Annotated in this window: 11 protein-coding genes; 9 read left to right on the top strand and 2 right to left on the bottom strand. The window is 64.9% G+C overall.

All coding sequences use genetic code 11. The features are described 5' to 3' along the window. Nucleotides 1–30: 30 nt before the first annotated feature. The 9 genes from ACLQ2Q_RS16100 (at nucleotide 31) to ACLQ2Q_RS16060 (ending at nucleotide 9,540) form a co-directional block, all read left to right on the top strand. Complete coding sequence (locus ACLQ2Q_RS16100; RefSeq protein WP_425821689.1) at nucleotides 31–1,341, top strand: ABC transporter substrate-binding protein; 1,311 nt, start codon at nucleotides 31–33, stop codon at nucleotides 1,339–1,341. A 27-nt stretch (nucleotides 1,342–1,368) separates the two neighbouring features. Next, on the top strand, nucleotides 1,369–2,331 hold the full coding sequence (locus tag ACLQ2Q_RS16095; RefSeq protein ID WP_425821687.1) for a carbohydrate ABC transporter permease: 963 nt from the start codon (nucleotides 1,369–1,371) through the stop codon (nucleotides 2,329–2,331). After that, nucleotides 2,328–3,242 carry a carbohydrate ABC transporter permease gene (locus tag ACLQ2Q_RS16090; protein WP_425821685.1) on the top strand — a complete coding sequence of 305 codons (915 nt, stop codon included), beginning with the start codon at nucleotides 2,328–2,330 and terminating at the stop codon, nucleotides 3,240–3,242. Before ACLQ2Q_RS16095 ends, ACLQ2Q_RS16090 begins: the two co-directional genes overlap by 4 nt. 38 nt (nucleotides 3,243–3,280) lie before the next feature. Continuing rightward, nucleotides 3,281–3,535 (top strand): twin-arginine translocase TatA/TatE family subunit, encoded by a 255-nt coding sequence (gene tatA / locus ACLQ2Q_RS16085; RefSeq protein WP_425821683.1) that lies wholly within the window; start codon nucleotides 3,281–3,283, stop codon nucleotides 3,533–3,535. A gap of 48 nt (nucleotides 3,536–3,583) precedes the next feature. Then, on the top strand, nucleotides 3,584–4,354 hold the full coding sequence (gene tatC / locus ACLQ2Q_RS16080; protein ID WP_425821681.1) for a twin-arginine translocase subunit TatC: 771 nt from the start codon (nucleotides 3,584–3,586) through the stop codon (nucleotides 4,352–4,354). After that, complete coding sequence (locus ACLQ2Q_RS16075) at nucleotides 4,354–4,698, top strand: Sec-independent protein translocase TatB (RefSeq protein WP_425821679.1); 345 nt, start codon at nucleotides 4,354–4,356, stop codon at nucleotides 4,696–4,698. The genes tatC and ACLQ2Q_RS16075 overlap by 1 nt, the downstream gene beginning before the upstream one ends. Nucleotides 4,699–4,709: 11 nt before the next feature. Then, nucleotides 4,710–5,537, top strand: a complete 828-nt coding sequence (locus ACLQ2Q_RS16070; RefSeq protein WP_425821677.1) for a sugar phosphate isomerase/epimerase family protein — start codon at nucleotides 4,710–4,712, stop codon at nucleotides 5,535–5,537. Beyond that, a complete protein-coding gene (locus ACLQ2Q_RS16065; RefSeq protein WP_425821675.1) occupies nucleotides 5,534–6,658 on the top strand; it encodes a Gfo/Idh/MocA family protein in 1,125 nt (374 codons plus the stop codon). Before ACLQ2Q_RS16070 ends, ACLQ2Q_RS16065 begins: the two co-directional genes overlap by 4 nt. Nucleotides 6,659–7,146: 488 nt before the next feature. Further along, on the top strand, nucleotides 7,147–9,540 hold the full coding sequence (locus ACLQ2Q_RS16060) for a GH116 family glycosyl-hydrolase (RefSeq protein ID WP_425821673.1): 2,394 nt from the start codon (nucleotides 7,147–7,149) through the stop codon (nucleotides 9,538–9,540). 731 nt (nucleotides 9,541–10,271) lie between these two features. Here ACLQ2Q_RS16060 and ACLQ2Q_RS16055 read toward each other — a convergent pair. Next, the gene (locus ACLQ2Q_RS16055; protein WP_425821671.1) at nucleotides 10,272–11,450 is read right to left on the bottom strand and encodes an MFS transporter; all 1,179 of its coding nucleotides are present in this window, start codon (nucleotides 11,448–11,450) and stop codon (nucleotides 10,272–10,274) included. Beyond that, nucleotides 11,447–12,109: a GntR family transcriptional regulator gene (locus ACLQ2Q_RS16050; RefSeq protein ID WP_425821669.1), complete on the bottom strand. Its 663-nt coding sequence runs from the start codon at nucleotides 12,107–12,109 to the stop codon at nucleotides 11,447–11,449. Before ACLQ2Q_RS16050 ends, ACLQ2Q_RS16055 begins: the two co-directional genes overlap by 4 nt. Nucleotides 12,110–12,134: the final 25 nt, after the last annotated feature.

Below are 12,134 nucleotides of genomic sequence, written 5' to 3'. Positions count from 1 at the left end.
CCGACCGCAAGGTCGGGTAGGAGTCCAATGATGAACACCTCAACACCATCCACCTTCACCCGTCGCGGCTTCCTCGGAATCGCCGCCGCGGCGGCCGCCGTTCCGCTGCTCGCAGCATGCACACCCGGAGGCGGCGGCGGCGCCACCGGAGGCGGCGACGGCACCCTGAAATTCTGGGACATGCCCTGGGGTCCGCAGACTTACGCTGACCAGGCGAAGGCCGTCGTCACCGGCTACTCGCCCGCCAGTGGCCTTCCGAAGGCGAGCTACCAGCAGATCCAGTGGAACAACTTCTACCAGACCTTCTCTTCGGCGATCGCGTCGAAGACCGGACCGGCGGTCAGCAGCGGTGCGGGCTTCCAGGCGTTCCAGTTCGCCGAACAGGGTGCGATCGCTTACGCCGACGACCTCATCGAGTCGCTCCGCAAGAGCGGCAAGCTGGACGACTTCCTTCCCGGCACGGTCGAGTCGATGAAGACCCCGGACGGCTACGCCGCTGTGCCGTGGCAGGCGGATTACCGTGTGCTCTGGTACCGGAAGTCGCTGCTCGAGCAGGCGGGCGTGGAGGTGCCCACCGACTGGGCGTCGTACATCGAGGCTTCGAAGGCTCTCGCGCAGAACGGGGTCTACGGATTTGGCATCGGCGCCGGGGCGGGTAACAGTGTCGGATCGCAGACCTTGATCTCCCTGATGATCAACAACGGTGGTGGCCTGTTCGACGAGGAACAGAAACCAGACGTCGTCATCGACGCGAACATCGAAGCGATGGACTTTGTGCGAGAGCTGATCGCGTTGGGCGCCGTGGCCCCGGGCGCAGCGAGCTACACCGCCGACAACGTCTTCGAGCAGTGGAGGAGCAAAGAGGTCGGGATGGGCTGGCACACCGCCGGCCTGCAGCACGTCATCGCTGATGAGGACATCGTGGTGGCCTCGCCGGTGACCGCTTACAGCGGCGACACGGGGACGCTCGGGTATGTGAACAACCTGATGATGTACACCAACACGCCTAGCCAGGAGGGCTCGCAGGCGTTCCTGACTGCCTACCTCGACGACATGAAGGTGTACTGGGACGACAAGCTGATCGAGTCGCTGCCGGTGCTGAAGTCGATCGTCGAATCCGACGCGTTCCAGTCCGACACCGAGTGGGTCAAGATCATCGGCGAGTGGCAGCCCGTCGGCAAGCCGCTGTCCTGGCGGTCACCCACCCTCTTCGCCGATCTCGCAGCGGTCGATGGCGGCCAGGGACTCCAGCAGTTCACGCAGACGATCCTTGGCGGGCAGACCGATTCGAAGTCCGCGCTGGAGACGCTCCAGGCCTCGCTGGAGTCCGAAACGTCGTAGTAGCGACGCCACTCAGGGAGCAACAGCATGACCACCTCACAGAATGCCGCCACAAGCTTGCAAAGGGCGAGATCCGGCGTCGGCGTCGGCGGTTCGGGTCGCCCGCGCCGCGGTCGCAACCCCGTCGCCACGCAGACCAGACGGACCTATTCCGTCCTGATCATCCCGTCCGTCGTCCTTCTCGTACTGATCAACGCGTATCCGCTGGTCATCGCCGCGTCCCAGTCGGTTCACGATGGGTCGCTGATCTCCGAGGGCGCGTACGTCGGCCTCGAGAACTACGTCACCGTCCTCACATCGGAGGCGTTCTGGAAGGCAACCCGCTTCACGCTCATCTTTACGATTGTCGGTGTCTTCGGGTCGTGGGCGCTGGGTCTCGTGTTCGCGCTGCTGCTGCGCACCCGAATCCCCGGCAACGGTGCGTTCAAGGTGCTGTTGTTGCTGCCCTGGGTGGTTCCCGTTGTGGTGTCGGCAACGGCCTGGAACTGGTTGGTCGCAACGCCACAGAGTCCCATCCCGAGCTTGTTGCGACTGTTCGGCATCGAGAACGTGCTGTTCCTGGCCGACCCGACACTCGCGGCGATCATGGTCTGCGTCTTCAAGGTATGGATCAGCTTCCCCTTCATGATGATGATGACCGGGGCCGCGCTGGCGGCGGTCGATCCCACCGTCTATGAGGCGTCCCAGATGGACGGCGCGAGCAAGTGGCAGCAGTTCCGGATGATCACCCTTCCGCTGATCGCCCGATCCACCTACATCAGCTGGATCCTCATGACGATCTTCTGCGTGAACGACTTCCCGACCATCTATCTCCTCACCGGGGGCGGTCCGGTCGACGCCACCACGACGCTGACCGTTCTGGCCTACCGGACCGTATTCCAGAACTTCCAACTCGGGCCCGGCGTGGCAATCGCCTTCCTCATGACCCTGGCTCTTGTCGTGGTCTCCGTCGTGCTGTACCGCCAGATCCGAAAGTCGAGCATCGAATGAGCACTGTCCTGCACACCCACGCCGAGGGTGACGAACCTCAGTCGGAGACCCGCGCGATCACGACCCGTCCCGGGCGCAAGCAATCCAAGCCACCGGTGACCGAGCAGGAGAAGCGCGGGCAGTGGGGACGGTTCTCCCTCATTACCGTACTGACCGTCGTCGTGTTGGTCCCGGTGGCCTCCGTGGTGCTGCTCGCGCTGACGCCGAGCGCGGCCAGCGGAAAGTCCGGGCTGACGCTGGACAACATCGTCTACGTGCTGACGAGCACCCTCACCCCGACGTGGCTGCTGAACAGCCTGCTGGTCGCCCTCGCGACAGTCGTGGTGTCTGTGATCGTCGCTGCGCCCGCGGGATACGTACTCTCACGTGGCCGCAGCCGGATGGTCTCCGGCTACGCGCTCCTGCTGTTCGTCATCCAGTCGCTGCCGGTGATCACCGCTGTCATTCCCCTGTTCATCCTGTTCGCGAACTTCGGACTGGTCGACACGCTGACCGGCCTGATCATCGTGTACGTCGGCGCCAGCATGTCCGTTGCCACCTGGATGATGGCCGCCTACATGGACAGCATTCCGGTCACGCTCGAGGAAGCCGCGTGGATCGACGGCGCATCCGTCTTCGGAAGCTTCATGCGAATCGTGTTGCGCAACAGCCTGCCCGGAATCCTCTCCACGGCGATCTTCACGTTCCTGCTGTCCTGGAACGACTACCTGGTCGCCGTGGTATTCCTGCGGACCGAAACAAGCTACACCATGCCCGTCGGTCTGCAGTCCTTCTTCCAGCAGAACATCACGGATTGGGGATCCGTCATGGCAGTCGCCGTGATCATGCTCCTCCCACCCGTACTCGTCTTCGCCGTCCTCAACCGCTACTTCAGCGTCGGCGGCATCGGCGGCTCCCTCGCCGGTCGCTGACCCCCGCGCCTCCACCACCCATAACAAAGGGGTTATCCATGTTCGCCAATATGTCTGGCTGGCACCTGCTCATCATCCTCGCCGTCGTCCTGCTGCTCTTCGGCGCCACCCGACTGCCCGCCCTCTCGCGCAGCGTCGGCCAGTCCGTCCGCATCTTCCGCTCCGAGACCAAGCACCTGAATGAGGAGAGCGACAGCACACCGACCGCAACCGAAGCCGGCGCATCCACAGCAGGGCGCGTGGACGGCGCGAGCACTCCAGTCGCGCCGCACGCTTCGCCCACCGGGGTGTAAGCCCGCATGTCGCGACAGGCGCGAGCCGGTCGAGACCCACACGGCGCCATGAGCCTCGGCGGCCACCTCAACGAACTGGCGAAGCGGGTCACCCGCGCCGCGCTGGCACTGGTGGTCGGAACAGTAGTCGGATTTGCTCTCTCCGGGTGGTTGCTTGAGGCGGTGCAGACGTTCATCACCGCCATCGAAGACGAGCAGGGACGGATGGCGTTACTGAACTTCGGTGAGATCACCGCTGCGTTCGACCTCCGGCTGCAGTTGGCCTTCACCGTCGGTGTCGTCTTGTCGTCACCGGTGTGGCTCTACCAGCTGTGGGCCTTCATCGTCCCGGCGTTGACGCGTCGGGAGAAGGGATACGCGCTCGGTTTCGTCGGCGCAGCCGTGCCGCTCTTCGCCGCAGGATGCGTAGCAGGCTGGCTGGTGCTGCCGCACATGATCTCCCTCCTCGTCGGCTTCGCGCCCAGCGGCTCCAGTTCGATCCTGAACGCGCGAAGCTACGTCGATTTCATCCTCCGCCTCATGCTCATCGTCGGTATCGCCTTCGTGCTGCCCCTCCTGCTGGTGCTGCTCAACGTCGTGGGCGTGATGAGCGCCTCCGCCATCATCGGCTCCTGGCGCTACGTCATCCTCGCGATCACGGTTTTCACCGCGTTCGCCACCCCGGCGGCGGACGTGCTGTCGATGTTCCTGCTGGCTGTGCCGATGGTCCTGCTCTACTTCGCCGCCGCAGGCTTCGCCTGGGCAAACGACAAGCGACGGGCAAAAGCGATCGCGGCATCCGACACCACTGCCTTGCCGCTCACCCGAATGGTGACTTGATGTTCGGAATAGACGCTACGAAGCTGTTCCTGCTCGCCATCCTGGCCGCGTTCCTGCTCGGGCCCTCCCGGATGACCGCTGCCGCGGCGTGGCTGGGTCGCGCTATCCGTCAGCTTCGCGACTTCACGGATGCCGCCAAGCAGCGTGCTCGCGACGAGATCGGTCCGGAATTCGACGACATCGAATGGAAGGCCCTGGACCCGCGTCAGTACGACCCCAGACGGATCATCGCAGAAGCGATGCTGGCTCCGCCCACACGTGCCCCGGGAACCGATGTCGCCACCAACCCCACCCGGAACGGATCACCGACGGAACCCGCACCGCCGCCTGACCGCGACCAATGAAGGAAGAACCCATGGCTCTGCCGCTCGCCTCGATCCAGCTCTACTCGCTGGCCGCTGAATTCTCCGCCGATCCCCACGGCTCACTCGACAAGCTGGCGGCACTCGGGCTGCAGAACGTCGAAGCGTTCGACTTCGTACGCCGCCCGAAGGAGGTCCGTGCTGCCCTGGATGCAGCCGGGCTCGAATCGCCCACCGGTCACGCGCCGCTCCTCTCGGACGAGCTGTGGACCCCCGACGGCTCCATCCCGACTCCCGCGCCCGAGGCGGTATTCGAGGCCGCAGCCACCATCGGAATCAAAACTGTCATCGACCCCTTCGTCGCCGTGGACCGCTGGCTGACCGAAGACGGCGTCGCCGACATCGCAGAGCGTCTCAACCGCGCCGCCGAGGTCGCAGACGGATACGGCCTTCGCGTCGGATACCACAATCACGCACAGGAGTTCATCGCCACCTTCGACGGGGACACCGCGTTCGAGCGATTCGTCGCGTCAACGGATCAAACCGTCGAGATCGAACTCGACCTGTTCTGGGCTCTCGCGGGGGGCCAGGACGTCCCGAAGCTCGTATCACGGCTCGGGTCACGGCTCGTCGCCGTGCATGTGAAGGACGGCGTGGTGCCGCCGAGCAACCCATTCGCGCCGGACGCGCCCGCCTTCGCCTCGAGCTCGCTCGATCAAAGGCACGCGGGCGAAGGGAAAGTCCCCCTCGGCGATTCACTCCGCGCGGGCGCCGGCGCCATCCGCTACGCGGTCGTCGAGTACGACAACCCACCCGGCAACGTCTTCGACGATGTGGCCGCGAGCCTCGCGTTCCTCCGCGAAGGCGGGTTCGTCCGATGAGCGCGGTCGGGGTCGGAGTGATCGGCAGCGGTGTCATCAGCGATACGTACTTGGAGAACCTCGGCTCCTTCCCGGACGTCGATGTCGTCGTCATCGGCGACCTGAACCCCGAGCGGGCTCGCGCCAAAGCCGAGATGCACGCCGTTCCAAGGTGGGGGACCGCCAAGGATGTGCTTGCGGACCCGGATGTGCAGGTCGTCGTGAACCTGACCATTCCCGCCGCGCACGTAGAGGTGTCGACCGCGGCGATCGCAGCGGGCAAACACGTATGGACGGAGAAACCGATCGGCCTGGAACGAGACGGGGTCGACGCGTTGCTGAGGAAGGCGGATGCCGCCGGCCTCCGGGTCGGTTCCGCTCCCGACACGGTCCTCGGCCCGGGGTTTCAGACCGCGAAGCGCGCGATCGAGAGCGGCGTGATCGGCGCCCCGCTGTTCGCGCACACCTCGTTCCAAACCCAGGGTCCTGACCTGTGGCACCCCAACCCGCAGTTCCTCTTCGCCCGCGGTGCCGGTCCGCTCCTGGACATGGGCCCCTACTACTTCACCGCACTGGTCAGTCTGCTCGGTCCAGTCGACCGCGTCGCGGCCACAGGCATGAAGGCGCAGACAGAGCGCGAGATACGGACCGGACCGAGCGCCGGCACCCGGTTCCCCGTGGAGGTGCCCACCACCCTGCAGGTGCTCACGGTGTTCGAGGGAGGGCAGCAAGCCCACAGCCTGGTGAGCTTCGACTCGGCGCTGGAGCGGCACGGTGTCGTGGAGATTCACGGCACCGACGGCTCCATCGTCATCCCCGACCCGAACAGGTTCGCCGGCCGCACCGCCTACGTGAAGCCCCTCACCGAGACCCGCGACGGCGAAGACATCGAGCAGCCGTGGATCGACATCCCGCAAAAAGGAGTGGTCGTCGGCCGGGGCCTCGGGTTACTCGAGATGGTCCGCGCCATCGTGGACGACCGTCCTCATATCGCCTCCGGCCAGCTATCGCGGCACGTCCTGGACATCATGCTCTCGGCGGAAGAGTCCGCCGAGACCGACCGATTCGTGACCATCGACAGCTCCGTCCCGGCCGTGCCAAGCCTGCCCGAGGACTTCGACCCCTTCGCCCAGACGCTCTAATCCCGATTTCTCCGTTGCCAAATCATGAGCAAGTGGTTATATTTAGCTAAACCGAAGCGATCGGTTACTTTTAGGTCTGCGTAACGCACTGCAGCGATGCGGGTGTTCGGACCGGACGCGTAGGCGCACGATTTCCCCGGCGTCGAGGCGCTTCGGCTGACCTTGAAGGGAAACAGCGTCAGTGCCGACCGAAAGTGAGCCGTCAACCGATGAATAAGCCAATCCCGTTCCAGAGCCACAGGCGACGTAGGCGCTTCACCGCCGCTGCTGTCGCAATCACCATCGCCGCTACGGCGGTCCTGCCGGCGTTCGCTGCTCCGCCGGCGGCCTCCGCCGCACCACCGGCACGCCTTGCTGCCTTGCTCGAAGCCGCATACCAGCGGCCTCTCGGGGTCATCGGAAGCACTCCATGCAGCTCATACGATTGGCAGTTCTGCGCAGGCGACACCTCCGCACCCAACACCTCGCCGTACCAGCTGGGCAACCCCATGGCTCAGCCCGGCCTCGGCATTCCGCTCGGCGGGCTCGGAGCGGGCTCGTTCATGATCAACCAGGCCGGCACCTTCGGCCCGTGGAACATGGGCGGCTCGTTGAACACGAACTACGAGAAGCGCATCCTCTCGCAAGCCGCCATCCATGTCCGCGAACAGCAGCCGGGCCAGTCAGCGACGACCAAGACGCTCGCCGTCAACACCTCCGAGTTCGGATCCGTTCTCCCTGCCTGGTCGACCTTGGAAGCGGGAAGCGGGACTTACAGCGCGCTTTACCCATTCGGTCGTATCGACTACGCCGACCCCGTGCCCTCAACGTCCGTGTCCACGACATTCTGGACACCCATCGTGGCGGGCAACGACGAGTCCTCCTCGCAGCCCGTGGCCTACTTCGATGTGGAACTTACGAACAAGACAGACAAGCCGACGAAGGTCTCGACCATGTTCACCTTCCCCAACGCTCCAGCACACGTGGGAAGCACCGTGCAGAACACCCCCAGCGTCGTGCCAAGCGTGCGCACGGGATACACCAGTCACAAGTCGGTGGACAAACGAAACAAGATCACCGGTATCACGCTGGGAGCCGACAGCCCCACCAACACCGCAGACTCGCAGAACAGCGAATGGACCACCGCTGTGCAAGACAAACCCGGGCAGCGAGTTACATACGCGACATCCTGGAACGCCGACGGTGACGGGTCTGACATCTACTCCCCCTTCACTAAGACCGGTCGCCTCCCCAACGCCGCCCTCGACGGCAGCAACTCCGCCGGCGCGCTCGCGGTCGACATGAACCTGCGAGCCCATCAGAAGAAGATCGTCCGCTTCGTCCTGGCCTGGGACTTCCCGCAGATCACCTTCGGTACCGAGGGTGAAACGTCCTGGATGCGTCGCTACACCTCCTTCTACGGAGCCCGCGAAGACGCGCAGAACAACTACATCGCAGGCAGCTACCCCGGCAACCAGGGTTTCGCCATCGCTTCGCGAAACCTCGCACGCGCCAACAAGGCAGCGGTACAAGTGGCGCGCTGGTGGGCTCCGGTGGCGTCCGATGTCTCGGTGTCTCCCGCCATCCGGATGGCGGCCCTGAACGAACTCGGCCAGCTCTCTTTCAACGGCTCGTTCTGGGAATCGGGCCTTATCTCCTCTCCCTACAAGACCGATGTGCCCCGAGCGGGCTCGGCGGTTCCCGGAACCCACCTGTTCCACACCCTCACGGGGGGCGGCTGGGCCGACGCAGGGGAGACGGACGTTCAGGGACAGATGGCGATCGCCCTGCGTGAACTGTTCCCCTCCATCGAAGCTGATTGGGTACGGGCGACCTCCGAGATGATCGCTCAAGATCCGAATGGGCGAGTGCCCGGCAGCCCGGGTTACAACCCCCCAGTGGACGGCTACATCTGGTGGCAACTGGTCGCGCCGTGGCTGCTGTGGGAGACCTCCACCGGCCCGGCATCGCCGGAGGCGACGTTCTTCGACCGTCCGATCAAGTACCTCATCCGCGCCTACGGCGCGTACAACAGCTCCGGTGACGACGCGCTGTTGCGCGACGCGTACCCGGCCATGCTGCGCCTCTGGAAGCAGGACGTTCTCCCTCGGATACCGCAGGGAGACACGCTTCCCACGGAGGCGGCAGTCTTTGCCAGCACCTACGACATCATGGGGCAGTCCGGTGGGGTGCACGGGGTTTACAACTCCGGCCTGTACATCCTGGGGGCAGAGATCATGGCAGCCGCTACTGAGGACGCCCGACGGCTCGGGATTCCCGAAGCGTTGACGGTGAACGTGGATGCCCTGAAGCAGACAGCAGACGCTTCGCGGGCTGCCTACGAGTCGGCCTTCTGGACGGGGAGCTACTACAAGTTCACCGATGCAGGCGAGAGGTCCACTGACGTCTTCGTCGACGTGTTGTGGCCTCAGCATGTGGCCGAGCAGCTCGGGCTTGCCGACATCAATCCCCGCGAGCGCGTGGCCGCTCACCTGACGAACACCTTCGACCAGCTCACGCAGCTGAAGGACCCGACAGGGCACATGCTGGGAGCGCCGAACCTCGTGCCGAACGGGGGCACGCCCTACCCGGTACTGCCCAACCGGCCCAGGGAGCTCGGTTTCCAGGCCGCGGAGGTGTGGACTGGCACGAACTTCGAGTTCGCTGGAACGCTCATCCGGGAAGGCAAACGGCTCGGACGACCGGACCTGGTCGCTGATGGCAACGAGCTCGCGAAGGGTGTGGTGCATCAGATCTACAGCCCCGAGGCGGCTGCCGGGGGCGCCTTCGCCTTCAACACCCCCGAGGCGTGGAACGGCTACGACCCCACCACGTACCGAGCGGCCTACTACGCGCGAGCCCTAGCCGCGTGGGATTTGTACGCATCTGCCCGCCGCCAGTGACAGCGCAGACCTAGCGCGTTCACGAACTGAGGACGCAGGGGCACACCGTGCCCTTGCGTCCTCAGCACGTCCGTGAGGCTGACGTTTCGCCCCGCCGGATGCGGTGGTGCCCCACCGTGCAACTGGCAGAGCTGAAGGGTCACTCGATGCCTCAGCTCGACGTATCCGAAACGAACGCGCGCATACTGGTTCAGCGGAGTTCTTCGATCTGGGGCGCCGTCGTGCCTTCGCGGGAGGGTGTCGGCTTGCGTCTCGATCGCGTCCGGATGAATGACTCTCAACATCGCTGAACGTCATCCGCCGCGACCCCCAACCGCGTCGAATCAACTCGATTGAACACGAAGCGCGGTGGACAACATCACAGCGACCGGGTTCAAATCCCTCCGTCTCCGCCGAATAAATCCCAGATGAGATGAAATTTCCTCCGTAATGCGGACCCGGCGATGCAGATCGAAACGCTGCTACCTGCGGGCCAAGTGTCCCCCAAGTGACCCCCGAGGTGCATCACCCCACGCAGGCATTTTCAGGTGGTGACCCGCGCTCGAAATACCCCTGCGACCAGGCCTGCTTCGTCAGGCCAAGTGACCCCCAGGTCACCCCAGCCGTTCGGGTCTGCCGACGTTGGGGCTCTGGAAGGGGCAAGATTCGCTGTTTGCACCGCCTCAGGCCGACTCACCCGACTTGCTCCTTGGGACGATCCGCCGGCCGCGGGGCGCGTCGGTCCGGGCAGTTCACTGATCGTCGCCGTCCAACTTGACCCCTCGTAAAAGGAGCAGAGTCGTTCCTAGCAGCACGCCGATAGTGACGAGAACCGCGCCTGCGCCGAGCCCCACTGCGACAGCACCGACGGCCGCAGGGATTGCAACCTGGCCGAGTCGATTGCCGGCCAAGCGTAACGACAGTGCCCTGCCCCGCCGACCTCGCGGCGTCTGCTCGATGAGCCACGACATGGTCAGTGGCTGGCCGACGCCGAGACCGAGGCCGAGCAGCGCCACGACGATGAAGAGTGCCCACGGCGGGAGCGGGATTGCTAGTGCGACCAGTGTGATCGCGGAGAGCGCGATGCTCACGCTGATGAGGCGACCGCGGCCGATCCTCGCCGAAACGCGCCCGAGAAACAGGCGCGAGATCATCGAGAACACTGCCCGGATCGCCAGCACGATTCCCACGGTTGCCGCGGTGAGCCCTCGCTCCGCGCCGAGAGCAGGGATGTAGACGAGCGTCAGATCGACCGCCGCGACGATCACGGCGCTGGTCGTGATCGCCCGCGCGACACCCGGCACTTTGAGGATGGCGAGCGCTGAGTCCTTTGGCGCGGCTGACGCAGGTGCGGGTTGCCGTGGAACACGAGCGATGCCGAAGGTCGTGATGAGCAGCACGAGGCTCAATGCAGCTCCCACGGCGAACAGGATGGTGGTGTTCGGGTTGACGACGGCACCGCCCGCCAGCGGGATGAGGAGTGGTCCGATCGCTTGGCCGAGCGAGGCGCTGAATGTGTAGTAGCCGAACATCGTGTCGAGGCGGCTGCCATGCGAGGTGTTGGCCACCACGGTCTGTTGGCCGACGATGCAGCCGAGGTGCCCTGCGCCGAGGAGTGCGGTACCGGCGATGAGACCCGCGAGTGTGGTTCCCGCCAGTAGGAGGACCACAGTCGCGAGGATGACGGTGGCTGATCCGACCAGCATGAGCAGGCGCTCACCGAATCGGTCGACCCAGCCGCCGGCGGGCACCGCGAGGGCGAGGGGGACCAGGGCGAACGTCGCAGCCAAGGCGCCGAGCGCGAATATCGGTACGTCCAGCGCGATTGCTTGGTAGGTCATGGACGGTCGGACGAGGAAGACAATCGTCTGGATCAGTGCGGAATGCGCCAGGAGCGCCGTGACTGATCCTCGTCCGAACGGTCTACTCATTTGTGGAGGTCGACACTCCCGATAGCCCGAAGCGCCTCATCCCGCGCACCGATCACGTGGTCGAACGCCCGTTGCGATGCTTCCGCGGAATCGCGGGCTCGGATCGACTCCACGAGTCTCCGGTGCTGCTCCAGAGCCACATGCCGGCGGGCCGGACTGTTGTTCGTGTATCGACGGTACCGCTCCATCTGACTCGTCACCTGATCGTGCAGGCGAAGAGCCCAAGCGTTCGCAGCGATCTCGGCGATAGCAGTGTGGAGCGCCTTGCCGAAGCGCATGGCTTCGTCAGGGAAATCGACCAATGCGGCGTTGCGGGCGACGATCCCGTCGAGCTCAGTGATGTCATCCTCCGTTGCGATCAATGCTGCTTCGCCGGTCATGAGTCCCTCGAGCGCTGCACGGCAGTCGTACAGCTCCCAAATCTCGCGGGAATCCAATACCGGCACCGCAAGACCGCCGGTGGGTTGCCTCTCCAGCAGCCTCTCGGAGACGAGCTGTCGGAGCGCTTCTCGGAGTGGAGTCCGACTGACGCCGAGCGAGGCGGCGAGCGACTCCTCGAACAGCCTTGTGCCGGGCTTCAAATCCATGTCCAGGATTCGTCGCCGTACTTCCGTGTACGCGAACTGGCTGCCCGACCCCCGCATGTTGCTGTCCGTCATCCGTCCTCCTCATTCCAGCATACTT

Source organism: Microbacterium sp. DT81.1 (genome assembly GCF_049844955.1).
In the GTDB taxonomy this organism is placed as follows: Bacteria; Actinomycetota; Actinomycetes; order Actinomycetales; family Microbacteriaceae; genus Microbacterium.
This window is presented reverse-complemented; position numbering and strand designations above follow the sequence as displayed.

What these genes read in the sequence shown, in the direction of transcription:
- ACLQ2Q_RS16065 (WP_425821675.1), top strand. Translation starts at nt 5,534, where the DNA reads ATGAGCGCGGTCGGGGTCGGAGTGATCGGCAGCGGTGTCATCAGCGAT.
- ACLQ2Q_RS16055 (WP_425821671.1), bottom strand. Translation starts at nt 11,450, where the DNA reads ATGAGTAGACCGTTCGGACGAGGATCAGTCACGGCGCTCCTGGCGCAT.
- tatC (WP_425821681.1), top strand. Translation starts at nt 3,584, where the DNA reads ATGAGCCTCGGCGGCCACCTCAACGAACTGGCGAAGCGGGTCACCCGC.
- ACLQ2Q_RS16070 (WP_425821677.1), top strand. Translation starts at nt 4,710, where the DNA reads ATGGCTCTGCCGCTCGCCTCGATCCAGCTCTACTCGCTGGCCGCTGAA.
- ACLQ2Q_RS16090 (WP_425821685.1), top strand. Translation starts at nt 2,328, where the DNA reads ATGAGCACTGTCCTGCACACCCACGCCGAGGGTGACGAACCTCAGTCG.
- ACLQ2Q_RS16075 (WP_425821679.1), top strand. Translation starts at nt 4,354, where the DNA reads ATGTTCGGAATAGACGCTACGAAGCTGTTCCTGCTCGCCATCCTGGCC.
- ACLQ2Q_RS16095 (WP_425821687.1), top strand. Translation starts at nt 1,369, where the DNA reads ATGACCACCTCACAGAATGCCGCCACAAGCTTGCAAAGGGCGAGATCC.
- ACLQ2Q_RS16050 (WP_425821669.1), bottom strand. Translation starts at nt 12,109, where the DNA reads ATGACGGACAGCAACATGCGGGGGTCGGGCAGCCAGTTCGCGTACACG.
- ACLQ2Q_RS16060 (WP_425821673.1), top strand. Translation starts at nt 7,147, where the DNA reads ATGGCTCAGCCCGGCCTCGGCATTCCGCTCGGCGGGCTCGGAGCGGGC.
- ACLQ2Q_RS16100 (WP_425821689.1), top strand. Translation starts at nt 31, where the DNA reads ATGAACACCTCAACACCATCCACCTTCACCCGTCGCGGCTTCCTCGGA.
- tatA (WP_425821683.1), top strand. Translation starts at nt 3,281, where the DNA reads ATGTTCGCCAATATGTCTGGCTGGCACCTGCTCATCATCCTCGCCGTC.